We start from the raw sequence: 24,581 nt of genomic DNA, 5'->3' as shown, positions 1-24,581 counted from the left end.
ACGAGTCGAAAAGCAGCGCCCTGCCACGAACGCACCGCCGGACGGTTGATCAGTATCAACCCCGGTCGCGGCGGTCAACCCGGCAGGTGAGGCGCTGTGTCGTCCGCTGCGACCCGCCTGTCGGCCTCTCGTCTGTCGGACAGGGCGGTTTCCCGCTGGTTGCCGCGCTTGTGCTGGTCCAAGGCTCGGGGGCTTTCCGGTGAAATCGCAGTGTACCGGCTCCCCTGGAGTCCAGAGACCTCCCAGAGAGCGGGGCTGATCCTGGTCTCGGACCGCAGCCCTCGACAGCCTCACCCGGCCCCGGTGCCGGGTCGCCGTCCGTTTTTTCTGTTGAGCCGGAGGCGATGGCGGGGGCTCGGGTCCCGCGTGGACCCGTAAGGCTGCGAGTCCCCCCTCGATCTCGGGTGTGTCGTGTGTTCGACACACTTCTCCCGGGATCGAGGGGGAGGTGAAGCTTCTCGGTATACCGGAATTGTGACTTTGGAGCTTCACCCCGCGCGGGGTATTACACCCGCGCCGAGCCGGGGGTTACGGGCAGAGCCACGGTGATGGGCGGAGTGCCCGAGCATGAGCGCCAGGGCTTACCAAGGACACGGCCGGGTTCGCCTAGATCGTGCGTTGCCTGACGCGCGGACTTCACGCCCTCTGACGGCGGTCCGCACGGCTGTGAACCGTGGCCAGGACTTGTAACCCTACCCACACGCTGCCTGGACCGCATGTGGAGGGAAGCGTATTCCGTGCTACGCTCAGCACTGCTATTTTGTCTCTTGGCGGAATCAAGATAGCACGAGTCCCCTGGTCACGATCAGGGGACTCTTCTTTGTTCGCTACCGAGTGGGAACGCATAAAAAGCACCCCCGGAGCGAATCCGAGGGTGCGAAACAATCCGTCTGAGGATCAGTCGAACCGGGGTTCAGTCGAGTTCGCGAATCCGCTGTGTGGCAGCGTCGCCCTCCCATCCGGCGAGAGCACGGTGGTCCGCCGCCCACTCGGCGCGGGTCCAGGCTTCCGGCATTGCTTCCAGAGATTCTCGCGCGGTCTGGCGGGCTTGCTCGGCATCTCCGAGCGCGTGGAGCACGAACCCTTTGTGCCCGTTGAGGACAGGCGGTATGTGCCAGTACGAACCGTCCGGTAGTTCTTGGGCATCGGGAGCGTTCTCGATCAGGCGATCGGCTTGGGTGAGCATCCGCGTGGCGGTATGGGCATCCCCGTCGTAGGCCGCGATCTCGGCGCCCTGCAAGTGCCCGTACGCGCGTAGTCCCGGATCGACCCGGCTGTCACGCATCGCCGCTCGGTTGAGGTTGGCCGCCTGGCCGTAGTTACCGAGCAGCAGTGCGCGATACGCGGCGAAGCTCAGCGCGGTGGCGAGCCGTTGCGGGTCGTCGGCTTCCAGCGCCAGCCGCGCCGCACGATCCAAGTGGGCTTGCGCGTCGCCGTACTCGTCCCGTGCGATCTTGAGCCAGCCGAGATACTGGCTGATCTCCGAGGCCAGTCCCACCGCCTCGGCCGTGTGCTTGGACTGGTCGGCCAGGTGGTTCACGAGCTCGGCGTGGGCCGCGACGCTGGGCAGCACGGCGCTCGCGCTCGTTTCGTCTTCGAGCCTGCGCACGGTCGAGAGCATGTCGGCTGCTTGGGACAGGGCCGTGGTGTCGGCCCTGCGGGGATGCTGTGCGGCCCGACGAAGCCGCTCGGCGCGTGGGTCGGGTGTGAACCCGAGGTCGCGATCGGATGCCTGTAGGACCGCGCGAAAGGCCGCCCGGTAGTCCCGTCCCGGCCGTTGGATCTGCCCGCGCTCGATCCGGCCGAGGTAGTGCCGGTCCAGCGCCCCCGGCCTGCCGGTGTTGTCGAGTAGCCACGCGTTGACCCGTTCGGCCAACTCGGCACGGCTCATGTGCTCACCGGGCACGCGAGCAGATTCCGCCGCGTGCCGTGCGGCCTTGAGGTGATCGTTGCCGACCATGCTCGCCAGTCTGCCACCGAGCTGGAGAAGGTGAACGAGTGTGGAACCCGTCGAACGAGAGCACTGCTGGCTGCCCGTACCGGAACGGACTGGTTTCAAGCCTTCGCTTGCTCGGACTGCACCGAATGCCGGATCACAGAGTATTCGAGCACCGGCAGCGCCACGCGAGGCTTCCCCGCGTCACTGGACTCAGCACTGCTGCTGTGAATCTCGCCGGATACGAAGTAGCGCGAGTCCCCTGGTCACGATCAAGAGGCTCTTCCTTATTCGTTACCGAGTGGGCACGCATGAAAAGCACCCCCGGAGCGAATCCGAGGGTGCGAAGCTGTTCGGCTGGGGATCAGTCGAACCGGCTGGTCTTCACAGCGTCAAGGAAGGCCGACCACTGCGAGCCGGTAGCGGTGAAGTATCCGGCAGCGCGGTTCTTCGTGTCGCGCACGCTGACGTTATCTGCGGCCACCGCGACTTCAACGCAGTTGTTCGCGCCCTGCGAGCGGCTGGACTTCCGCCAGGTCACGCCGGTCAGATCAGCCATGATTACCTACTCCGTGGTCTGGTGTCGCAGCTCCTTGATTCGGCGGTCCAGCATCGTCGCGGTCTCGCGCTCGGACGCCGCCGCCGCGCGCAGCCTATCGAATGCTTGCTTATAAGCGTCCGTGTGGGCGGGCCGGTCGATATAATCGGCAGACGTAAGCGCTTCCGTGTACACGTAGGTAGCTTCGGGTTCTTCCAGCGTGAGCAGCACCCAGCCGGTACCGAGCGCGACATGCTCGCCGGTCGTGAACGGGATGATCTGGATCGTGACGTTGGAGCGCTTCGCCATCTTGCGCAGGTGCTGCAGCTGATCGCGGAGGACTTGATAATCCCCGATCTGCCGGTGAAGTACCGCTTCACCGAGAATCACCCACACTTGTGGGCCTTCGTCCTGAAGCGCCCGATCGGCACGCATCATCCGCTCGGCCACCCCCGGTTCGGGGTCCACGGTTTCGTCCAGTGGGTTGGACAGCACGGCCCGCGCATAGTGCTCGGTCTGCAAGATCGCGGGAATGACTTCGGGGTCATATGCCTTGATCTCGGAGGACGCTCCTTCCAGAGCCAGAAACGTGTTCGCCCAGTCCGGCACCGTCGATGGCCGGTCACGGCGTCGTGCCTCCTTGCCGAGTGCCCGTAGCCGTTCGGCCTGCTCCTGGTCGTCCGCCACGCCGTACATCTCAAGCATGACTTCGATCTCGGCCGCGCTGGCGGTCAGGTCGCCGCGCTCCACTTTGGTTAGCTTGCCCGAATACCAGTCGAGCCGTTCGGAAATCTTGGGTGGCGACACCCCTGCCGCGTTGCGCAGGTTTCGCAGGATCAAGCCAACTTGGACACGGCGCACTGCGGGTGGCGTATTGCTCATGCAAGGAAGACTATCGCGAAACTTCGTCAGACAAGATCCCCTGATTGAGGGATCGTCAATTGCAATTGCAGTTGGCTATGTTTCTAGTTGATGAGCGCGCTAAGCAGCTTGCAGGCAGGCCGCGATCTGGGCCGGGCTGCCGTGGAACGGGGGAGCTCTGTGGAGATCAGTGCGGAGACGGAGCGCATCGCGGTGTACTGGTTCACCCCGGAAGGAGATCGCTACCAGCACGCCACGGTGGACGCGTTGCCGACCGAGGGCGGTGGGGTGAGCACGCTCGGCGGGCACGACTACGCCGAAGCTCGCCCGGCCGAAGACCGGCGCATGAACCACGTTCGGCCGTGCTGCGAGGACTGCTTCAACGAATACCTGCGGCTGGACCGTGGACAACCGAGCTGGAAAAGGTGAACGAGCGTGGAAACCACCGAGCGACAGCACTACTGGCTGCCCGTGCCGGACCGAACCGGGTTCACGTGGCACCGGCACGCCTTCCGGGGCAAGTACTGGGACGGCCGACCATCCGACACCTCGGTGTGCGGCAAACCCTGCGCCATGGCCAAACCCAGCGAACTCGACTGGTTCCAAGCCCCCACCTGCCCCGACTGCACCGAACTCCTGATCACCGAACAATCAGGCACCGGCAACACCGAACAGCCGCGCACCGCGAGCCCCGAACAACCGGACACCGGCAGCGCCGAGGGGGAACAGTGACCAGACAGCCCCGCGAGCCGAACCGCTTACGCGGCTACGTCCCCGCCTTCTCCGGCGAGCTGCACGAACCACCGAGGAAACGAACCACGGTGCCGCACTCGATCCTGGAACGAGTACTCGACGGGCTCCACAAACTCTGAGAACGCCCGCCAGGGAAACGAGCACGCGACAAGCGAGCGTCCTCGTCACCCTGGACACAGCGACCGAACCAGCGGGTAAGGCACCGTCTTACCCGCTGTGAATCAGCTGTCGGCCATCGCGGTTTTCCAATGGTTCCCACGCTCGTGCCGACTATCGAAGCCGGCTCAACAGGGCCTCGGTCCGGTGTCGGGCAGGCTCGGTGAACACCGGATCCGTCTCGGTGTCCAGGATTCCGGCGCAGGCGTACAACCACGACAGTCGCCCCGAGCGCGTGGACAGATCGACGGCGCGCTCGGCGGCGATGCGCTGGGCCAGTTCCGGCACCGCCAGCGACCCCATCCACAGGCACGCGGCATCGAAACCCCTGGGGCCCGCACCCCAGTCCTCCCAATCCAGCAACCAGCACTCCGGCGCGGTGAGGTTGGGCCACGCGAAGTCGCCGTGGACGGCCACCCACTCCTCGACGGTCGTGTCCACATCGGCACCGAACATCCGCGTGATCAGGTTCGTGATGCGCTGCTGGGTCAAAAACGCGGTGTGCCGGGTCGCGTGATGAGCCGGACGGTGCGTGGCCAGCGCGTCCAACGAGGCGTTGAACGTCTCCCACCAGGATTCGGGCAGATCCGGGGCATGTCGAAGTACGCCTGCGGCCGGGACCGGTGCTGCGGTGACCAGCTGCGTCTCATCGGCACGCCACATCAGCCCCGCGTCCCGGTCGAGCCAGGACACTCCCTGGTACCAGGCGGGTTTGGCCACACCTCGCAGCACTTCGGCGGCTTCAACCCCGTTCCACCCCCGCGTTCCCAGCGACTCCCGTGGTTGAACCTCGAGACGCACCCACGTGTCCCGGTCACTGCGGGCGCCGACGGAGCGCCGCTTGACCACGGCCGATTCCCGGTCCACGACCACTCCCAGGGATCGCTCGGCCCGTTCAAGCGCGTGCGCGTGCGGCTGGTGACGCAGATCCACCGTCACCGCCGGACCCGCCACAGAGGTGTGCATCCCCGCACTGTAGCCACCGCACCCACCAAGCGTCGGACGCCTCGGGGAGGTCGGAACAGGTGGCGGTGCACGCGACTCACCGGGCGTCGATCGGGTCTTCACCAGCGGTCGGTGCCGACATGGTGGCAACGACGACGGCGTAGCCGAGCTTGATTACGGCCTTCATCGGGTTCACTTCGGGTTGCCAGTCCCCCACGACGATGACGCCCTCGCCGAGTGCTACCTCGCCGCGTTCGACAAGATCCGGACCCGCCGTCACGAATTGAAAGAAGGCATCCTCGCATGAACATACCCGGCTTGGACGAACTCACCAGCACCGACGCCGCCGACGGCATCGACCAACACGTCGTCGGCGCCGTCATCGACCACGGCGGCACGCTCCTCCTGCTCAAACGCCCCGCCGACGACTTTCGCGGCGGCACCTGGGAACTGCCCTCCGGCAAAGTCGAACCCACTGATACCGACCTGTACGCCGCGCTACACCGCGAAGTCACCGAAGAAACCGGCCTGACCATCTCGACCATCACCGGCTACCTGGGCGCGTTCGACTACACCTCCGGCTCCGGCAAGCACACCCGCCAACACACCTGGACCGTCACCGTGGCCAACCCCGCCGAGGTACACCTCAGCGAACACGACGAGTCCGCCTGGGTGGTCACCACCGACCAGCATCCGGTCAGCGCCGAAGTACAACAACTCATCGACGCCCACCTCGCCAACCCGGCCGGCTAGGTGCGTGATTCGGGGAAGTGGGCGGTGGCTTCGTAGCGCACGGCGAGCTTGTCGAAGCGGTTCGTCGTGCACGCCACCGGGTGGCTCGGTCTGCTGGTTGCCTGCCGTACGCGCACCAGCACGCTGCTGGTGCGCCCGGGCGCTGGTGGAATCCACGCTGATGTCCCAGGTGATCCCCGGACAATTGAAGAGTCGGCGGATTCTCTCGTGCGGCTCTCGCGAGGAACGACCGACGTCGCGTAGTAGCTACCCGATGTCGGGGCAATCCCAGCGAGACGAGCCGTAAGGTTGCAACACCCGACTCCCACGGGCCGTCAATTTCTCGCGAAATCGCCGCGCAGGCCAACCGAGCACCCAGCGAAAACGCCCCCGGCACCGCTCAGGCGACCTCGCGGTGAATCATCTCGTAGGCCCGCCTGCGCGCCAGTCGGATGTAGTCGTCCCGCGCGTCCTGGTCGTCCAGGAACTTCTGCAGGAACTTGGTGTTGTCCTCACCGCGTTCGATCACCTTGTCCTGGAACCTGGAGTCGAACACGTCGGCGAAGGTCTCCTCGCTGTTGTTCAGCGCAGCCGCCTGCACATGCCCGTCGGCGATGACCCGCTCCACGTCGGCGAGCATGTCGTGCTCGCCGAGGTTGGTGCCGTGCCGCTCGTTGAACTCGGCCAGCAGCTCGGCCAGCGTGACCTTCTCCGGCTCTGCCGCCGCGCCCGAGCCGCCGCCGCTGAATCCGGGCAGCACCTGCTCGCCCTCGGGTTCGACGCGCACGTCGTGCTCGCCGGTCTTGCTGATCCGCAGGTGGGTGAGGTCGACCTTTCCGATGTCGACGGAGCCGTCCTCACCGCGCGGCAACACGTTGAGCAGGTGTTTGCCGAACAAGTAGAGCTGTTCCAGGTCGGTGTCGCGGTACGGGATCACCTGCGCGAGGAAGGCGTACATCCGCACGTAGTCCCGCAGCGCGGCCCGGAACTCCTCGGCCTCCTCGGGTTCCCGCTCCTGGTAGTGGGCGAAGCGTTCCTTGGCGGGTTCGGCGAACCGGTAGAGGTCGGCGTGGGCGCGCTGCCACTGCGCATCGGTGGTGGCCTGCTGCTGCGCGGCGAAGTAGGCATCGGCGAAGTTGCGCATCTCCGATTCCACGAGCAGCGCGTAGTGCATCACCCGGTGCTGCGCGGTGTAGAGCAGGTTGGGGTCGGTGGGCGGGGTGACCGCGTGCTCGTGGAACTTGCGGAACTCGGCCTGGATGTTCTCGGCCTCGTTGGCCAGGTCGAGCACGAAGATGTCGTCCTGGCTCTTGAGCGGGTGGGTGCGGTTGAGCCGCGAGAGCGTCTGCACCGCCGCCACCCCGTTGAGCTGCTTGTCCACGTACATCGTGGTCAGCAGCGGCTCGTCGAAGCCGGTCTGGTACTTGTCGGCGACCACCAGCAGCCGGTACTCGCGTCTGCCGTTGTGCGCGGCGTTGGGGTCGTCGGCCCTGGTGTAGTGGAACCACCCGGTCAGCTCGTTCTCGCCGAAGCCGTTCAGCCCGGTCTCGGTGTACTCCGCGCCGTCGATGGAGAGGCTGCCCGAGATCGCCACCAGCGAGTCGGGCTCGGTGTAACCGCGGGTCTCGACGTACTCGCGGATGGCCAGGAACAGCCGAACCGCGTGCTCCCGCGAGCGGGTGACCACCATGGCCTTGGCGCGGCCGCCGAGCTGCTTGGCGGTGTGTTCCCGGAAGTGCTCGACGACCAGCTCGGCGCGCTGCCGCATGCTGGTGGGGTGCAGCTCGGCGAAGCGCACCAGGTGCGCCTTGGCCTTGCGCGCCTCGACCTCCTTGTTCTCGTTGGCCTGTTCGGTGGCCAACCGGAAGTAGGTCTTGTAGGTGACGTAGTTGCGCAGCACGTCGAGGATGAAGCCCTCGTCGATGGCCTGGCGCATCGAGTAGACGTGGAACGGTTCGTAGTTGCCCAGCTCGTTGGGGGTGCCGAACAGTTCCAGCGTCTTGGGTTTCGGGGTGGCGGTGAACGCGAAGTAGGACATGTTCGGGTGCCTGCCGCGCGCCAGCGCCGAGGCGGTCAACGGGTCGCCGTCCTCGTCCACGTCGTCACTGCCGAGCTTGAGCAGCACCCGTTTGAGGTCCTTGGAGGAGTCGCCGGACTGCGAGGAGTGCGCCTCGTCCACGATCAGCGCGAAGCGCTGCTGCCCGGTGCTGGCGACCTGATCGAGCACGTACGGGAAGGTCTGCAGCGTGGTGATGACGATCTTCACGCCGGGGTCGTGCAGCGCGTGGGAGACGTGCGCGGACTTGGAGCCGCCCTTCTTCCCGTCGATCGGCCCCACCACCCCGACGACGTGGTCGAACTGGTTGATCGTGTGCTGCAACTGCCGGTCGAGCACCGTCCGGTCGGTGACCACGACGATCTTGTCGAAGACCTGCTGGTTGGGCCCCAGCCCCGCCCGGACGGCCTCGGGGTCGAGTTCGGACTGCTCGCCGGGGGTGTGCAGGCTGGACAGCCGGTGGGCGAGCCAGGCGATGGTGTTCGACTTGCCCGAGCCCGCCGAGTGCATCACCAGGTAGTTGTTGCCGGGGCCGTGGGTGGCGACGTGTCGGCTCATCCGCAGCACCGCGTCCCACTGGTGGTAGCGCGGGAAGATCGTCTCGCTCTGCTTGGCCTTGGCTTTGCGCGTGTTGGGCTGCTTGGACTTATCGGGCTGCTCGTGGATGAACCGCCGGATCAGGTCGAGCCAGTTGTCCGGCTGCCAGACCTTCTCCCAGAGGTAGGAGGTGCGGTAGCGGCCGGGCTCGGCGGGCGGGTTGCCGCCCCCGCCCGAGACGCCGGGGCCCTCGCTGCCGGTGTTGAACGGCAGGAAGCGGGTGTTCTCGCCCTCCAGGCGCGTGGTCACGAACACCAACTCCGGGTCCACGGCGAAGTGCACCAGCGCGCGGCGGGCGAAGATCGTGTCCGCGGGGTCGCGGTCCTGGCGGTACTGGTGCTTGGCCTGCTCCACGCTCTGGCCGGTGAGGTGGTTCTTCAGCTCGGCCGTGGCGACCGGGATGCCGTTGAGCAGCAGCACCAGGTCCAGCGAGTCCTTGGGGTGCTTGTCGGAGTGGTGCAGCTGGCGCACCACGGTGAGCCGGTTGGCGCGGTACTCTGCCAGCGCGTCCTCGGCGACGGTGTGCGCGGGGCGGAAGTAGGCGAGCTTGAGCAGCACGCCCTTGTCCTTGACGCCGTGCCGCAGCACGTCCAGCGCGCCCCGCTGGTCGATGGCCTCGGCCAGTCGTTTGCCGAAGGCGCGCTGCGCCTCGTCCGGGTCGGGGTAGAACGCGCGCAGCCGTTCCCACTCGCGGGGCTGGGTGTCGCCGAGGAACGTGAACACCTCGGACATGTCCAACGCGATGTCGGCGCGGTAGGTCTCCGTCGAGCCCCTGAGCCACCCGGAGTCGAGTAACGCCTGTTCGATCGCCGCCTCGAAAGCGGCTTCGCCGTGCGGTGCGTTCATTCCTTCCCCACAGTCCTGGTCGAGTGGACCTTCACGAGCGCTGCACGGCGAACGAGCGGCGGTCTCGGTTCCGCCTTTCAACCCGCCGTTCTGCTCGGGCGGCTCACGCGAAAGCTTGCCCTCGGTTTGTTCCGGTTTCCGATCGCGCGGGCCACCACGACCGGAAAGCCCTACATCTTCCCGCGACAGTGGCAACGTGCCAACCGCCGAACGGAGGAAAGTCACGCCCGCAGATCCGACGTCGCCCGCCCCGCCGTCGTCACATCCAGCTGGCCCGTTACAGCGGCGGTGATGAGGGCCTGCTTGCGTTCGGCGAGCAAATTTACTTGGCGATCGATTGCCGCTTGAAGTTTTTCCACACGCTGTTCATGAGCTTCGACGTCTCTGACGACTCGACACTGATCTTCTTCTGAAGCCAGTGGAACTGGAATAATTTTGACGACACCAGACGGAAGATTATTGGCCATACCCTCACCACCCGATACGCGAGACTCGATAATCTCACGAGCAGACGAGGAAGACAATGCTAACCTCAGGTAGTCTGGGGTAACGAACCTACGGTCCGCGTTGATCCTGTACAGCTTATCGCATAGCATAAGCCTCGGGCGAACCCTCTTGACGACTCCTACATTTCCTAGATATTCGACAGAACCACTAGCGCGATTCATTATCAAATCACCGTCAGAAATCTCAAAAACCGCTTTCGGTGTCACCGAAGACGGCAATGCTTTATTCTCTGATGGGCGAAATATTCCACCATTAACAGCGCCAGCCTTCAGCACGCCCCACTCTTCGTAATCCGCCTCCCGGGAATCGCAGTCAGGCGACCACCCTTGCTCGATTTTCTTGATCATCCTGCGAACTGGAACACTCTTGTACTTCCTCGACAGACGTAGCATCTCATCATTCAGCAAGCTCTTCTGCCGTGATTGGATAGTCACTCTCTGAGAGTTTCGTGATTCAACAACAGCATCGATCCGAGAAGTTTCGACGTCGAGGAAGTCGGCGATGCGGCGCTGCTCTTCGAGCGACGGAAGCCACATCCGATAGTCTCCCATTGCCTCCCACGAGGTCCGAGGCATCCTTACGCCGTAAGAGGTCGCAACAGCCCAATCGACCCAAGGAGCGGAAAGTGAACTGTAGAACAGGTAACGTTTGTCCAAGTTTTCACCTGGACGCAACACCATCAGCTCATTCGTGGCCACTCCCACATCTGTCGGCATAAGCGATTTCGAAAGATACGGACGCAACTTCCCAAAAAGGACGTCACCAGGACGATGTTGGATTTCTTCTTCCGCATCTTTCAAAGGTAGATCGCTTCGAAGCAGCTTTCCACTTCCGGATTCAACATCCTCGAGAGAAGTGTACGGCAGCTTTCCACCTCCACCCTTCACCACAGGAGAAGTAGCGCAGTGCTTCAACCGAACCAGCTCGTAGCTCACTCCGTCACCTCCGAAAGCAGCCGCTGGATCTCGGATTCCAGGCTCTTCAGCTCGGCGTCGATCTCCGCCAGCGGCCGGGGCGGCACGTACTTGTAGAAGTACCTGGTGAACGGGATCTCATAGCCGATCTTGGTTTTGCTGTGGTCGACCCAGGCGTCCGGCACGTGCGGTAGGACTTCGCGGGTGAGGTACTCGTCGATGTCCTCGCCGAGGGGGACGTTCTCGTTGTCGCGCAGGTCCGGGTCCGGCAGCGCCGCGCCCTTCTTGTCGGTCTGCAACTCGCCGTCGGCGTCGGAGACCGCGACCGCGTTGCTCACGACCTTGTTCACCGAAGCCGGGAGTTTGCCGCCGGCCCCTGCCTCGGCCAGTGCTTGGCGGAAGGCGGCGTCGAAGTCGACCTTCTTCCACCAGGTGTTGCCGACCAGTCCGCGCAGCGCGGCCAGCAGCGCCTCGCGGTCGTCGTAGTTGCCCACGGGCTTGGCGCTGTCCACCTCGGCGAGGGTCTGCTCGGTGACCTCGAAGCGTTGCCGCAGCGGCCGCTCCACGGTGATGCGCTGGTAACCGAAGTCGGTGGTGTCGAAGATCTTGACCTTGTCGTGCAGCTCGTGGTTCTCGTCGGCCGCGATCGAGTCGGCCTCGTTGTAGAGCCGGGTGAGCTGGGCGATCTGGTCCTCGGTGACGTACTTGCGCTTGTCGCCGAGGCTCTTGCGCATCTTGGCCCAGTACTCGCGGGCATCCAGCAGCGTGACCTTGCCGCGGTCGCGTTCGGCCTTGTTGTTGGACAGGATCCAGAAGTAGGTGGAGATGCCGGTGTTGTAGAACAACTGGTCCGGCAGCGCGACGATGCCCTCCAGCAGATCGTTCTCCAGGATCCAGCGGCGAATGTTGGACTCGCCCGACTCGGCGGCCCCGGTGAACAACGGCGAGCCGTTGAACACGATCGCCACCCGCGAACCGCCCTCCTCGACCCGTTTCATGTGCGCGATCATGTGCTGCAGAAACAGCAGCGAGCCGTCGTTGATGCGCGGCAGCCCGGCGCCGAACCGCCCGGCGTGGCCGAGGTCGGCCTCGCGCTCCACGTCCTCGCGGACCTTCTTCCACTCCACCCCGAACGGCGGATTCGCCAGCAGGTAGTCGAACCGCTTGCCGTAGTGCCGGTCGTGGCTGAACGAGTTGTCGTTGGCGACGTTGCCCGCCTCCTGCCCCTTGATCAGCAGGTCGGACTTGCAGATCGCGTACGACTCGGGATTGAGCTCCTGGCCGAACAGCGTGACCGTCGCGTTCGCGTTGTAGCCGGTGACCACGTCCTCGGCCGCCGAGAGCATCCCGCCGGTGCCGCATGCCGGATCCAGCACCCGCAGCGTCGCCCCCGGCTGCACGATCTTGTCGTGATCCGGGTCCAGCAGCAGGTTGGTCATCAGCTTGATGACCTCGCGCGGGGTGAAGTGCTCCCCGGCCGTCTCGTTCGAGATCTCGGAGAACCTGCGGATGAGCTCCTCGAAGAGATAGCCCATCCGCTGGTTCGACACCGTGTCCGGATGCAGGTCCAGCGTGGCGAACTTGCCCACCACCTGGTACAGGATGCCGCCTGATTCCATCCGGTTGATCTGGGTGTCGAAGTCGTACTTCTCCAGGATCTCGGCGGCCTCCTGCGAGAACCCGCCGATGAACGCCCGCAGGTTCTTGCCCACCTGGTCCTGATCGGCCAGCAGCGAGGTCAACCCCTCGACATCGCGGGAGAACGTGAACTTGCTGGTGTTGTAGAACCGGAAACCCGCTTCCTTGCGCAACAGCGGGTCGATATTCTGCACCCCGAGCTGCTCGGTGGCGTGCTTCTTGCGCTCCAACACCTTCACCCGCGTGGGCTCCAGCACGCAGTCCAACCTGCGCAGCACCGTCAACGGCAGGATCACCTTGCCGTAATCGGACTGCTTGAAATCCCCACGCAACAGATCGGCCACCGACCAGATGAAATTGGCCAGCTCCTGGTCCTTCGTGCTCAACTCGGCATCCCCTCAACCATGTGAAACCATTCCGATTCGATCAGTAGCGTCCGTCGTCACTCGCGGCGGGTGGCCTCAGCCGCGTTCCTCGTCGCGGGGCGGCCGCAGCCCGTTGCCGGTGAGCCCGTCGATCATGTCGTCGACCCACTTGCCGCCCTGCTCGCGCACCCGGTGCAGCCCGTGCTCCAGCCGGAACAGCCCGCGGAACGTATCGGACCAGCGGCGCTGCTCCTCGGGCGGGACGCGGGGCAGCTCCACCTTGCGCACGTCCAGCCGCGCCGTCCCGGAGCCCGCGCCGAGCGCGGCGTTGGCCGAGTTGCGCAGGAACCCCGCCAGGAACCAGGAATCGAGCTGTTCCGGGTTGGGCCGCAGCAGCCACAGGTGCGGGCCGAGCACCGCCTCCTCCGACTCGATCACCCGACTGACGAGCCGCTCCCCGAGCATCGGCAGCACCACGTCGCCCTCGCGGAGCCGAACCGGATCGGCGGCACCGCGCAGCACCCCGGAAGGCGCCCTGCCCGCGTGCACGTCCTGCGCCGTCAGCGCGGTCAACGCCGCGGCGTCCTCCTCCCGCGTGCCGGTGGGGACCTGCTGCAGCACGGTCACCGCGCCGGTGCGGGCCAGTTCCCCGATCCGCGCGTGCGGACGTGCCGGGGCGTCCTCGGGCAGCACCTCCGGCACGAGCGCGGGGAGCTCCCGCAGCAGCCCGAGCAGGTTCTCCCTCGCGGTGCGGATGCCGGCCACGTCGGTCTGCACCGAACCGGCCAGGTGCCGCGCCGGACTGAGGTCGACCTCCTCGTCGAGCAGGTCGATCGCGGGCACCACGCGACACACGCCCGGTTCCTCGGGCCACGTACCGGCCCCGTCGAACTCCCGCCAGGCGGGCAGCACCAGCTCACGCAGTGCGCCCCAGTCCGGCGACTTCGCCCTGAGCAGCCGCGAACCGTCCAGCAGCAGCACACCGCCCGGCGGTTCGGCCTCGGCGCTTCGCAGCACCCACAGCACCGTGCTCGCCGAGGTGCCGGGAAACGCCCCGCCGGGCAGCGCGACCACCGCGCGCAGCGCGCCCCGCCGCACCAGCTCGGCGCGGATGCGCCTGCCGCGTGCCTGGCCGCACACCCCAGCGGGCAGCCCGAGCACGGCCACCCCCGAGGTGTCCAGGTGCGCGAGCGCGTGCTGCACCCAGGCCAGTTCGGCGGCGCCGCGCGGTGGCAGGCCGTACTCCCAGCGGGGGTCGAACTGCAGTTCCTCGAAGCCCCAGTCCTTGACGTTCCACGGCGGCACGCAGCGCACCGCACCGAAGGTCTGGCCGGGAAAACCGTCCTCGCGCAGCGCGTCACCCGCCGCCGGCCGAGGTGGGGTTCGGATGTGCAGCAGCATCCGGGCGGTGGCCAGCCGCAGCAGCTGCCGGTTCGGGTGCTGCCCGGCGGCCACACCCGAATCCAATGTGGGCAGCAGCAGCTCACCGAGACCGCAGTAGGGGTCGAACACCTCGTCGCGATCGGCCAGTCCTGCCATCAGGCGAGCCAGCTCCGGCGGAACAACCCCGGCACCGCGCGGCTCTGCGCGTTCGGCGGTGGAGACCAGCAGCTCCTCGAAGGCGGAGGGTTCCTCGGCCGCGCGGTCCAGCAGCCGCAGCAGCGGCGCCCAGTCGGGTTCGGGTGCGAGCGGTTCGAGGTCCAGGCCCAGTTCCCCGACGGTGATGGACACGCGTGCGGCGACGGCTTCGGTGAGGGCGCGGTCGTTTTCGAACGACTCGGTGAGGAGCTCGGTGGCGAGCCTGCAGTCGTGGTCGAAGAGGTGGCGCAGCGCGACGGCGAACGTGATCAGCACTTCCACGGTGTCGGTCGTGCCGCGCAGCCCGTCGAGTTCGCGCCAGAGTTCGTCGGCCAGCGGGAGTTCGGCGAGCTTGCCGTACTTGTCCAACCACGCGCGGATCTCGTCGGCGTCGAACAGCGGGCTGCTCGCGGTGCCCGCGATCTGTGCGGGGAAGTCGTCGTAGCGCTTGCGCCAGTTGCTCACCGCCGCACGACGCACCCCGGCCAGACGCGCGATGTTCACCGCGTTGATGGTGGTCACGGTGCCGGTGGGTGCGTCCTGCTGATCGTTCACAACGAAACCCTAGCATCACGCGACCATGCGTTGACAAGGTTCACAGCAAATTCGTGCTCACGTATCAGTAACAACCGCGTCCCGGCTCCGGAAGCGGAACCGGGACGCGAGAGGGCGAGGGCGACGTCAGTGGTCGAAGCGGCCTTCGCGCAGCGCCACGGCGAACGCCGACCACGCGGAAAGCCGCATCGCAAGCACCGGACTGTCGGGACCGAGCTTGCTGTCGCGGACACCGACCACGCCCGGGGCCGAGCCGACCTCGACGCAGGCGGCGTTGTTCTGACTGTAAGTGGAGGTACGCCAGCCCGCGATCACGCCATGCACCGCTGTTTCCATGTTCGTGTCCTACCAGTCGTCTCGGATCCGCTCCAAGCGCTCGACCGTCTCCTGCTCGTCGAGCGACTTCGGCATCATCATGTCGAAACTCGAAGTGTAGGTCTCCACCCGTTCACCCTCGTAGATCAACGCGGATGTGAGAGTGTCCACACAAACCACGGTCGGCAACGTGATGTCGTCACTCCTGAAATCGAGAACGGTGAACGCCGAGCCGAAGGCGGCATGCGCCCCCGCCTCGTACGGCAACAGCCGCAGGAGAACGTTGTCCCGCTCGGCCATCTCACGCAGCTGATCGAGTTGTCTGCGCATCACTTCTCGTCCACCGACGTGCTGACGAAGCGCTGCTTCCCCGAGTACTCCGACGAATTCCTGGTCACCGTTGTGAACACCCGACTGGCGCTGCATACGTAGCGCGACTCGACGCTTGACTTCGGTAGCCCGAATATAAGGGGCCTCTCGCATCAGCGCGGTCGCGTATTCCTCCGTCTGCAGCAGGCCGAACACCAACTGCCCGTCGAGCGCACGGATACGACTGGCACCTGTCTCCAAACCGAGCACATCACCGAACGGGCCATCCAGTAGTTGCTGATAGTCCTGCCTCCAGTCAGGACGTCCCGCGACCGAACGGGCTTCTTCGAGTTTGGTCGCTACCTCTCCGGACAGTCCGTAGAGCTCACACAGCGAAGCCAGCTGTCGTGTCGTCAACCGGTGCTTGCCCTTTTCGATCCTGCTCACGGTCGGCTGTCGAACCCCGAGACGCTTGGCTACGAACTCGGTGGTCAGATCGTTGTTCGTCCGGTACGTACGCAACCGCGCACCCAATGCCCAGCTGGCCATCGTCAACGGCGCATCGCCCACGAAGCTCCTCCTTTCGGGGCATATTCGATCTTTCCGCTTCCAGAGTGCGTATATACGCGCGTATGTTTACGACAGCTCGGTGAGGCACGCCACAACCTCAAGCGAGCGTATATCCGCCAGGCAGCGGGTCCGGGATGTGCCCCGAACTTCCCGGGTCGGCCACTCCCTTCCCCGGGCCGAGGCCCGCTGCCTGGCTCCGCCGAGGGGACCGGGAAACCCCGACACCGCCGGTCCCCTCGGCCCGATCCGCACGAAACCCCGGAAAGGAGACCAACATGAACACGCACCGACTCGCCTCCGGATGGACCCCGAGGTTGTTTCCCTGCACCGACGGGGACTCCTCGAAGACGACCGGCGACGGCGGAGGTACCTCGCCGCGCCCGTTCGGGCTCACCCGCACCGTGGAAGTGCACGACTCCCGGCTGAACACCCCCGGTGAACTCGACTACGACCCGCGGCGCCAGGTCAGTGTCGCGCCGGGAGGCGAGAACTCCGAGCGGTTGGCGCTGCGCGCGGTCACCCATCAGGACACGCGCTACGACAGCCAGTGGTTCGTCGACAAGGACTGACCAGGAACCACTCGGGTGGTGCTTTCCCGGTAAGGCACCACCCGGCTCCCCGCACCGTGCGACCTCTCCCCCGGCGTTCCCGATTTCGCCGAGAACCGGCGAATCGCCACCCGAAGTGATGGAGCCTTGCAGCACACCTCCGCTTCCGTCGCGGTCATCACCCGCGACCACGACGTCACCGCCGACCTGGTGATCAACGAACTGCACCGGCGCGAGCTCCCGGTGGCGCGGTTCGACCTCGCGGCCTTCCCGGAACGCATGCGCCAGACCACCCGCCTCACCGGCGAGAACCCCAGGTGGGACGGTTCCCTGCGCGATGCCCACCGCGAGATCGACGTCTCCGCGCTGCGGTCGGTCTGGTACCGCAAGCCGTCCGGTTTCCTCCCGCACCCGGAGATGACCGCCACGGAACGGCAGTGGGCGGCCGCCGAGGCCGACAACGGCTTCGGCGGTCTGCTCGCCGCGCTACCCGAAGTGCACTGGGTGAACCATCCACACCGCAACGCGGCCGCCGAGCACAAACCACACCAGCTCGGCGCCGCAGCCTCCTGCGGCCTGGCGGTGCCCGACACCCTGCTGACCAACGATCCCGAGCAGGCCCGCGCGTTCTGCGACCAGCACCGCGACCACGGAGTCGTCTACAAACCACTGCGCGGCGGCCCGGGCATCGAGCACGGGCGGCACGTCGCGTTGTGGGCGGACGCGGTCGCCGCCGAGGAGATCACCGAGTCCGTGGCGCGCACCACGCACCTGTTCCAGCAGCGCGTGCCGTGCGCCTACCCGGTAAGGCTGACCGTGGTCGGCAGCCGCATGTACGCGGTCCGGATGGATCCGCCCGCCGGGGCGACCGCGATCGACTGGCGCACCCATCCGCCCGAAGCGCTGAGCTACACCCCGATCGAAGTACCACCGGCGACGAGCGCGGGCATCCATCGGCTGCTGGAACACTTCGGACTCGTCTACGCCGCCGCCGACCTGATCGTCTCCCCGGACGAACAATGGGTCTTTCACGGCGATCTCAACCCGAACGGGCAATGGGGCTGGATCGCCGCGCACACCGGCCTGCCGATCGCCGCCGCAATCGCCGACGAACTCACCGAGGACCGCACATGACCGACACCGCGCACGCCCACTCCCTACGGCAACGTCTCACCGACGAGCTCCGCCGGAGCGGGAATCCGCACAGCACGCGCTGGGAGAACGCGTTCCGGAACGTGCCGCGCGAACGCTTCGTCTCCCGCTTCACCGTGCCCACTCCGGACGGGCTGATCGAGTACGACGTGCACGGGCCGAACGCGAATCAGGCGCTGGCGGCCGTCTACTCCGACAGCACTCTGATCACCCGGTGGGACTCCGCCGGGACCGCGATCAGCTCCTCCACCACACCGAGCCTGATGGCACTGATGCTCGAACAACTCGACGCCGCACCCGGTCACACCGTGCTGGAGGTCGGCACCGGAACCGGATACAACGCCGCGCTGCTGTCCACCACACTCGGGGACGAGGCCGTTACCACCATCGACGTGGACCCGGTAGTGATCGAGAACGCGCGAGCCGCGCTGCGCGAGACCGGGTACGCCCCGACCGTGATCCGCGGCGACGGCGCACACGGCGTCCCCGCACGCGCGCCGTTCGACCGGATCCTCGCTACCTGCGGGGCGCACCGCATCCCGGCCGAGTGGCTGCGACAGCTACGCCCGGGCGGGATCCTGCTGGTCAACCTCTCCTTCGCGCTGGTGCGCCTGGAAGTCGACGAACACGGCCACGCCCACGGCCCGTTCACCGACACGGCGGCGTTCATGACCATGCGCCACGATCCGAACACGACGGAACCGACCGCGCGGGACGTGCTCGCACGTACCTCCGGCGAACCGAGCACCACGCGAACAGCAGCACCGCTGCCCGAACTGGCCGAGCCGAGCGTGATCTTCCTGCGCGCGCTGCTGTATCCGCGACTGCGTCAACTCACGTTCGACCACGACAGCGGAACCGAACAACGCCTCTACGACACCGAAACCGGAGCGTGGGCGCGCGCCCGGCGCAACGGCGCGGACAGCGTCACGCTCGAACAGCACGGCAGCCGTGACCTTTGGTCGGAGCTGACCGAGCTGGTCACCGAATGGCACGAGTGCGGGCGACCGGAACCGCACCACCACGGGCTACACGTGACACCGGACGGGACCCACATCCTTCGAGTGGACACGCCCACAGGTGCCGTAACCGTCCGGGAATTCTGAGCACACGACTCGCGGTGCGCGAGACACCCGGACGAACCGGGAAACCGGCGTGGCCCCGCGAGGAGGCATCACCCGGTGACCCGCAGCCACAGGACGGTCCCGTCGTTGCCCAGCGCCACGGACTGCCTCGGATCGCGCGGAAGCGAGCGGCTCCGCCTCTCGGAGACCCGATGGGCTCTGCGCATGAATCCCGCCAGCCTGCCCGCCTCCAGATCGCGAAACAGGTTCCGCTCGATCCCCTTGTGGATCTCCAACGTCCTGCCGCCCGGAAGCCGCGTGCGGTATCGGGTCCCCAGGATCGACATCCCGTTCGGCAGCTCGAACGACCGAAGGCCACCCCTTACGTCTTCCTCCTCGTGAAACCCCATGGGAATGGTCTCTCCGGTTCGCCCGCTCTCCCGCAAGTACCGCGTGGCCGCCTCGCCCGCACCCGCGAACAGCAGCGCGGAGGCGGCGTTGGCGTTGGCCAGCATCTTCGAGAACCAGATGCGCAGCCGCTCCGGCACGTTCACCACCTTCGAGCGAACCAGCTGCTGCCCGGAATCGCTCTCTTCCCCGGAATCGTCTTCCTCCTGGGGCGGAGCGACTTCCGAATCAGCTCGCTCCGCCGGCTCGCCCTCGTACATCGTTTCCTGCTCCGAATCCGGGGCCTCCGCACCGACCTCGCGGACCTCGAAGTCACCGGGAGGCGGCCCGGGGCGTTCGTCGAGCAGGTCGTCCATCTCCCGGTCGGAGCCCTGCCACAGGTCGCTGTCACCGGGCGGATCGATCACCTTGGACTCGATGCCGGAGGCCTGCAGTAGCGTCGCCACCATCAGCCCGTCCAGGCTCCGGCCTCCGACCTCGACCGAGGCGACCTGTTTACACGCCTTCGCGAGCTGCGCCACGGCGTGCCCGGTGCCCTGGTGCGTGCCCTTGCACTCCAACACCACGAGCTTGAGACCACCGCCGCCCTTGGTCCGGCGCCCCACCAGAAAGTAGTCCGGCCGACTGTCCGTGTACTGGTTGAGCTCGCCCATGCCGGCCACGCCGCCGTACCGAAACGCGTAGTCCACGTCGACCGGGCTGAACGTCCAGCCCGGATACCGGTGCCGAAGAACCTCCCGCACCACGACCAGCGAGAACCCGATACCCAGATACTCGGACTGGGCCACCTTGTGGTGGTGCACCACCCTGTTTCCCGCTTCGGAAAGCGCCAAGCGGTGCTCTTTGTCCCGATGCAGGGTTCCGCAGTAACGCAGCTGCGCCCAGTGCCGAGCCACCTCCGCGAACGGCGAATCGTCGAACAGCGCGGTCGCCACGCCGATTTCCAACAGAACATCGGCCGGACTCGTCTGCAGTGACTCCCGGCTCGACATCCCGAGCGAAGTGGGAGTCTTCCAGGTGCCGCCGAAATTCCGGTCCTCGCGCTGCTTCGCGATCTCCTGCTTCACCCGCTCCGCGAGTTCGTCCGAGCCGTCGTACCGGATGTCTCCCCGAGCCTTCAGCCTGTGAAACACCTGATCGAAATCCACGCGTTTCCCTTCCACGGGGCACCCGGCACGAAACTAGGTTCACCGCGCGAGACCGGACAAGGCTTGCCGGAGCTGATCACCGGGATGGATCAGCCCTCCGCTGCCGCGTGGGGAGCGCGGGGCCGTTCACGCCTGGCCGGTGCCGCATACGCCGAGGCGACCACCTTCGAAGGCTCAACAAGTACACACAGCAACCCTGTGTTGACATCGTTCACAGCTATATGGTTACCTTGGATCATCAACGGTTGAACGGCATCCGAGCCACCGGAACACGCGACGCCTCGCCTTTCTCGAGCGGAATTCATTCCCGAACCACAAACCCAGCCATTTCCAGGAGGAAACATGTCCCGAAACACCGCAAACCGAAACACCGCACGAGGCGTGGAACTCGGCAGATCGCCGCGATTCACGGTCGTGGCGGCGGCGCTGTTGGCCATGACCGTGCTCGGCGGTTGCGCGACCGGCGACGAGAGCACCGGTTCCGGGCAGTCCGGCACGGGATCGACGAGCACCGGCGTGGAGAACACCACCGAATCGGCGGGCCAACCGACCCGGCTGTCCTTCGGCCGGACCTACACCTGGGACGGCGGCGAAGCCATCAGCATCGCCGAACCCAGCGCGTACACCCCGGAGAACGAGTTCCTGCGCGCCACCGAAGGACAGCGCTACGTCGCCTTCGACATCACCGTGACCAACAAGGGCGACGACGAGTACAACGTGGCCTCGGCGAAGTTCACCGTGCAGCACGCCGGGCAGGCCGCGCAACGCAACTACGCGGCGGGCGACACCCTCGCCGACGTGCAACTGCCCCCCGGCGGCGACACGACATTCACCCACGTCTACCAGATCGGCGAATCCGCCGGAAAACTCCAGGTTTCGGCACAGCCGAACGCTTTCGCCGCCGAGACCGTGTATTTCTCCGGAAAGTTCTGACAGGACAGCACCAGGACTTCACCGCTCGGTTTTCCACCGTACTCGCTCGGCGGAATCTCTCGTGGGCTCTCGCTCCGGCGAGACCCGACATCGGGTAGGTGGATGTAAAAGCACCACCACCCCCGCGAGGATTTCGACCTGCCCCGGTCGAATTCTCTCCTCGAACCCGTTCCGAAAGAGCCCTGTCCGAAAGGAACAGTAGAAAATGCCGGAAAATCCCGCTGACACCCGGCTGATCTCCCTCGTACGCTCACTGCTGAACCGCGAATCCCCACCCCAGGACGAGCGGGTGCGCGGGCTCGTGCTCGCCGCGCTGGAGGACGAGCAGCGACTGCGCGCGGCACTCGAAGGCAGCCACACCCCGGTGACCGCCGAAGAAACCGAGGACGACACCCGGCAGCACACCACGCCCGCCGGAACGTTCCTGCGCGGCATCGAGGTCGGCGGCTTCCGGGGCATCGGCTCCCGGACCAGGCTGCCGCTGCACCCCGCCCCCGGCCTGACGATCGTCGCCGGACGCAACGGCTCCGGCAAGTCCAGCTTCACCGAAGCACTCGAACTCGCGCTGACCGGCAACAGCTACCGCTGGTCCACCGCGAGGCCCGCACTCTGGAAGGAGAACTGGCGCAACGTCCACCAGGACGTCTCCCCCACCGTTCGGGTGGATCTGGCCGAGGAATCCGCCGGAGACACCCGAATCGAGGTGGCATGGCCGGACAGCGGCAAGCCGGAGGAGCACCGGAGCACCGTCCGGCGCCCCGAGGAGAACCCCGAGCTTCCCCCGGAATGGCACCGGGCGCTGGAACTCAACCGTCCGATCCTGTCCTACGAGGAACTCGGCAACCTGTTCGAGGCAGGGCCCAGCAAACTCCACGACGCGCTGGCCAAACTCGTCGGACTGGAACAACTCAGCGAGGGGACGCAACGGCTGGACACGCTCGCCAAGGAGCTGTCCGCCGCGGAAAAGCAGGCCAAGAAGCTGCGCGGCGAGCTCAGGGACGACCTCGACCACAGCGAGGACGAACGCGCGCCCGAATTGCGGAAACTGCTCGGCAAGCACAAACCGGATCTGGAGGCGATCGGCGGATTCGTCACCGACTCCGCGGCCTCCGGCGGGGTGGCGGCCCGGTTGCGCGAACTGGCCGAACCGGTCCTGCCCGAACAGGCCGATATCGACAGCTCCGTGAACCAGCTGCGTACGGCACTCGGGGAGGCCGCCGAGCTGGTTGGCGACTCCGTGGCCGGAGCCGAACAGCGCTCGGCACTGCTGCACAGGGCACTCGAACTGCACCGCGAACACGGCGACCAGCCCTGCCCGGTGTGCGGGCAGGCGACGCTCGACGCCGAATGGAGTTCACGGGCGCGGCAGCGGCTGGACGAGGACGAACAGTGGATCACAGTCGCCCGGCAGGCCCAGGAGGCGGTGCGGCGCGGTGCCGAACAACTGCGTTCCCGCATCGCCCGCGTCCCCGCGCTGCCGGATACGGCGGGCGTCGAACTCGAAAACCTGGAACGAGCCCGGCGAGCGCGAGAGCGCTGGGCGACCCCACCGGAACGTGACGGCGAACTGGCCGAGCACGTGGCCGCCACCCACCCCGAACTCGTGGCGGCCTTCACGGAACTGCGCGAGGAGGCGGCGGCTCGCCTGGCACAGTACCGGGACGCCTGGTCACCGATCGCCGAGAAACTGACGAACTGGCTCGAGGTGATGCGCGAGGTCCGCTCGAAGGCGCAGGACCTCAAGGACGTGCGCGGCGCCCACGAATGGTTGCGCGACAACACCAAGCGTCTCCGCAACGAACACCTGCGGCCGCTGGCCGACCACGCCCGCCGGATCTGGTCGCGGCTGCGGCAGCAGAGCAACGTGGACCTCGGGGCGATCGAGCTGACCGGCAACGGGCCCCAGCGGAAGGTGGCGCTGCACGCCGACGTCGACGGGGCCGAGAGCCAGGCACTGGGCGTGATGAGCCAGGGCGAGCTGCACGCGCTCGCGCTGGCGCTGTTCCTGCCCCGGGCGACCATGGATCAGAGCCCGTTCCGGTTCGTGGTGCTCGACGACCCGGTGCAGGCCATGGACCCGGCCAAGGTGGACGGGTTCGTGCAGGTGCTGGCGGAGCTGGCCCAAGACCGCCAGGTCGTCGTGTTCTCGCACGACGACCGGCTCGCCGACTCCGCGCGACGTTCCAACGTGCGGGCACGAATCCTGGAGGTACAACGCGGCAGGAACTCCGAGGTGACCGTGGTGAACTCGGACTCCCCCGCACACAGTTACGTCTCCGAGGCCCGGGCCGTGGCGAAGTCCGAGCTGGACCCCAGCGTCAGGGAGGCGGTACTCCCCGGGCTCTGCCGAATGGCGGTGGAGGCCGCTGCCTGGGAAATCTACAGCGCCAAGCGGTTCCACAACGGTCAGGATCGCGACAAGGCGGAACGACTCTGGACGGAGCACAAGCGCACCAGAGCAAGGATCGGGCTCGCGCTGTGCGGGGATCCGGATATCGACCTCGATTTCTGGCTCGAAGGATACCCACGGCGGCGGCACACGCTGGGAATCTGCGCCGACGGCACACACGAGGGATTGAAGTGCTCGGCCGAGGAAGCGGTGAAAAGCCTCCAGACCACGATCGACGACCTGCTGCGGGAGCCGCGATGAACACCCCGGAGAACCTGCTCGGCCAAGCCAGGGAACTGCTCGACCACGAGTGGGACGGCACCGAGTGGTCGGCCCCTCGGATGGCCGCGCTGCTCGCCAGACGAGCCGCGGAAGCGATCCTCCGAACAACGTGCGAGAAATACTGCGGCCGCGTCGACCGGGTGAACAACCGGGCCCTGCTGATCATCGCTGTTCAGGTGCTCGACGACGGCACCGGGGTCCTGCTGGAACGTGCCTGGTGCGGACTCAGCCGGGCCTGCCACCGGCACGCCTTCGAACTGGCCCCACCGGAATCCGAGGTGCGCGAGCTGATCGGGCTGGTCGAACGCGCAGGCCACCACCGCTGACTACCGCGATCCGGCAGGGACAGGGCTCGACTTGCCGTCCCGACTGGTAAAACAGCGGCCTTTACCCGGACAACCCGAGGAACAACCCGGTAACGGGCGGCCGAGCGCTACGGCGGCTGCCCGTCCCGCTCGGCCACCCCGGGGCAACCGCCCCTCCCGG

At 66.5% G+C, this 24,581-nt stretch carries 22 protein-coding genes and 1 pseudogene; 10 read left to right on the top strand and 13 right to left on the bottom strand.

The window, feature by feature from the left end:
- Positions 1-913 precede the first annotated feature (913 nt).
- From BM150_RS17205 to BM150_RS17195, 3 genes are all read right to left on the bottom strand, one after another.
- Positions 914-1,960, bottom strand: coding sequence for an NsdA family TPR-like regulatory protein (locus BM150_RS17205; RefSeq protein ID WP_092928327.1), 1,047 nt, complete (start codon positions 1,958-1,960; stop codon positions 914-916).
- A 340-nt stretch (positions 1,961-2,300) separates the two neighbouring features.
- Positions 2,301-2,495 (bottom strand): DUF397 domain-containing protein, encoded by a 195-nt coding sequence (locus BM150_RS17200; RefSeq protein WP_092928326.1) that lies wholly within the window; start codon positions 2,493-2,495, stop codon positions 2,301-2,303.
- Positions 2,496-2,501: 6 nt separating this feature from the next.
- Positions 2,502-3,356, bottom strand: coding sequence for a helix-turn-helix domain-containing protein (locus BM150_RS17195; protein WP_245755563.1), 855 nt, complete (start codon positions 3,354-3,356; stop codon positions 2,502-2,504).
- Positions 3,357-3,446: 90 nt separating this feature from the next.
- Between BM150_RS17195 and BM150_RS17190 the strand changes: the two genes are divergently transcribed.
- Genes BM150_RS17190 through BM150_RS24210 form a run of 3 tightly spaced genes read left to right on the top strand, consistent with a single transcriptional unit; the run spans position 3,447 to position 4,207 of the window.
- On the top strand, positions 3,447-3,764 hold the full coding sequence (locus tag BM150_RS17190; RefSeq protein WP_245755562.1) for a hypothetical protein: 318 nt from the start codon (positions 3,447-3,449) through the stop codon (positions 3,762-3,764).
- A 6-nt stretch (positions 3,765-3,770) separates the two neighbouring features.
- Positions 3,771-4,067: a hypothetical protein gene (locus BM150_RS17185; RefSeq protein WP_092928323.1), complete on the top strand. Its 297-nt coding sequence runs from the start codon at positions 3,771-3,773 to the stop codon at positions 4,065-4,067.
- Complete coding sequence (locus BM150_RS24210; RefSeq protein ID WP_175496884.1) at positions 4,064-4,207, top strand: hypothetical protein; 144 nt, start codon at positions 4,064-4,066, stop codon at positions 4,205-4,207. The genes BM150_RS17185 and BM150_RS24210 overlap by 4 nt, the downstream gene beginning before the upstream one ends.
- A 151-nt stretch (positions 4,208-4,358) precedes the next feature.
- On the opposite strand, the gene BM150_RS17180 is transcribed toward BM150_RS24210, so the two are convergent.
- Positions 4,359-5,210, bottom strand: a complete 852-nt coding sequence (locus tag BM150_RS17180) for a phosphotransferase (protein ID WP_092928322.1) — start codon at positions 5,208-5,210, stop codon at positions 4,359-4,361.
- Positions 5,211-5,286: 76 nt separating this feature from the next.
- The gene (locus BM150_RS17175; protein ID WP_092928321.1) at positions 5,287-5,469 is read right to left on the bottom strand and encodes a hypothetical protein; all 183 of its coding nucleotides are present in this window, start codon (positions 5,467-5,469) and stop codon (positions 5,287-5,289) included.
- Between the two features lie 23 nt (positions 5,470-5,492).
- Here BM150_RS17175 and BM150_RS17170 point away from each other — a divergent pair, with 23 nt between their 5' ends.
- Entirely contained in the window at positions 5,493-5,942 is a 450-nt protein-coding gene (locus tag BM150_RS17170) for an NUDIX domain-containing protein (RefSeq protein WP_092928320.1), read from the top strand.
- Here BM150_RS17170 and BM150_RS25290 read toward each other — a convergent pair.
- The 7 genes and pseudogenes from BM150_RS25290 to BM150_RS17145 form a co-directional block, all read right to left on the bottom strand.
- Positions 5,922-6,116 (bottom strand): annotated as a pseudogene (locus BM150_RS25290) (IS5 family transposase); the annotation flags it as partial. The gene BM150_RS17170 and the pseudogene BM150_RS25290 sit on opposite strands and share 21 nt — an antisense overlap.
- 205 nt (positions 6,117-6,321) lie before the next feature.
- Entirely contained in the window at positions 6,322-9,420 is a 3,099-nt protein-coding gene (locus tag BM150_RS17165; protein ID WP_092928319.1) for a type I restriction endonuclease subunit R, read from the bottom strand.
- A 221-nt stretch (positions 9,421-9,641) separates the two neighbouring features.
- On the bottom strand, positions 9,642-10,862 hold the full coding sequence (locus BM150_RS23820; protein ID WP_139219576.1) for a restriction endonuclease subunit S domain-containing protein: 1,221 nt from the start codon (positions 10,860-10,862) through the stop codon (positions 9,642-9,644).
- Positions 10,859-12,865 carry a type I restriction-modification system subunit M gene (locus BM150_RS17160; protein ID WP_092928318.1) on the bottom strand — a complete coding sequence of 669 codons (2,007 nt, stop codon included), beginning with the start codon at positions 12,863-12,865 and terminating at the stop codon, positions 10,859-10,861. Before BM150_RS17160 ends, BM150_RS23820 begins: the two co-directional genes overlap by 4 nt.
- Positions 12,866-12,940: 75 nt before the next feature.
- Positions 12,941-14,977, bottom strand: a complete 2,037-nt coding sequence (locus BM150_RS17155) for an N-6 DNA methylase (RefSeq protein ID WP_092928317.1) — start codon at positions 14,975-14,977, stop codon at positions 12,941-12,943.
- Between the two features lie 126 nt (positions 14,978-15,103).
- Positions 15,104-15,313 carry a DUF397 domain-containing protein gene (locus tag BM150_RS17150; protein ID WP_092928316.1) on the bottom strand — a complete coding sequence of 70 codons (210 nt, stop codon included), beginning with the start codon at positions 15,311-15,313 and terminating at the stop codon, positions 15,104-15,106.
- 9 nt (positions 15,314-15,322) lie between these two features.
- Positions 15,323-16,171 carry a helix-turn-helix domain-containing protein gene (locus BM150_RS17145; protein WP_139219575.1) on the bottom strand — a complete coding sequence of 283 codons (849 nt, stop codon included), beginning with the start codon at positions 16,169-16,171 and terminating at the stop codon, positions 15,323-15,325.
- A gap of 275 nt (positions 16,172-16,446) precedes the next feature.
- On the opposite strand from BM150_RS17145, the gene BM150_RS17140 reads away from it, so the two are divergent.
- From BM150_RS17140 to BM150_RS17130, 3 genes are all read left to right on the top strand, one after another.
- Complete coding sequence (locus BM150_RS17140) at positions 16,447-16,740, top strand: hypothetical protein (RefSeq protein ID WP_092928314.1); 294 nt, start codon at positions 16,447-16,449, stop codon at positions 16,738-16,740.
- A 126-nt stretch (positions 16,741-16,866) separates the two neighbouring features.
- Positions 16,867-17,853: an ATP-grasp ribosomal peptide maturase gene (gene tgmB / locus BM150_RS17135; protein WP_175496883.1), complete on the top strand. Its 987-nt coding sequence runs from the start codon at positions 16,867-16,869 to the stop codon at positions 17,851-17,853.
- On the top strand, positions 17,850-18,977 hold the full coding sequence (locus BM150_RS17130) for a methyltransferase domain-containing protein (RefSeq protein WP_092928312.1): 1,128 nt from the start codon (positions 17,850-17,852) through the stop codon (positions 18,975-18,977). The genes tgmB and BM150_RS17130 overlap by 4 nt, the downstream gene beginning before the upstream one ends.
- A gap of 68 nt (positions 18,978-19,045) precedes the next feature.
- Here BM150_RS17130 and BM150_RS17125 read toward each other — a convergent pair whose 3' ends face one another.
- Positions 19,046-20,491, bottom strand: a complete 1,446-nt coding sequence (locus BM150_RS17125; protein ID WP_092928311.1) for a hypothetical protein — start codon at positions 20,489-20,491, stop codon at positions 19,046-19,048.
- A 342-nt stretch (positions 20,492-20,833) separates the two neighbouring features.
- Here BM150_RS17125 and BM150_RS17120 point away from each other — a divergent pair, with 342 nt between their 5' ends.
- The 3 genes from BM150_RS17120 to BM150_RS17110 all read left to right on the top strand — a co-directional run bounded on the left by BM150_RS17120 (position 20,834) and on the right by BM150_RS17110 (position 24,421).
- Positions 20,834-21,424, top strand: coding sequence for a DUF4352 domain-containing protein (locus BM150_RS17120; protein ID WP_092928310.1), 591 nt, complete (start codon positions 20,834-20,836; stop codon positions 21,422-21,424).
- 205 nt (positions 21,425-21,629) lie between these two features.
- Positions 21,630-24,074 carry an AAA family ATPase gene (locus tag BM150_RS17115; RefSeq protein WP_092928309.1) on the top strand — a complete coding sequence of 815 codons (2,445 nt, stop codon included), beginning with the start codon at positions 21,630-21,632 and terminating at the stop codon, positions 24,072-24,074.
- Entirely contained in the window at positions 24,071-24,421 is a 351-nt protein-coding gene (locus tag BM150_RS17110; RefSeq protein ID WP_092928308.1) for a hypothetical protein, read from the top strand. Before BM150_RS17115 ends, BM150_RS17110 begins: the two co-directional genes overlap by 4 nt.
- The last annotated feature ends 160 nt before the right edge of the window (positions 24,422-24,581 follow it).

This window comes from Actinopolyspora alba (assembly GCF_900112765.1).
Taxonomy (GTDB): Bacteria; Actinomycetota; Actinomycetes; order Mycobacteriales; family Pseudonocardiaceae; genus Actinopolyspora; species Actinopolyspora alba.
The sequence above is the reverse complement of the archived record's forward strand: the minus strand, read 5'-3'. Positions and strand labels throughout refer to the sequence as shown.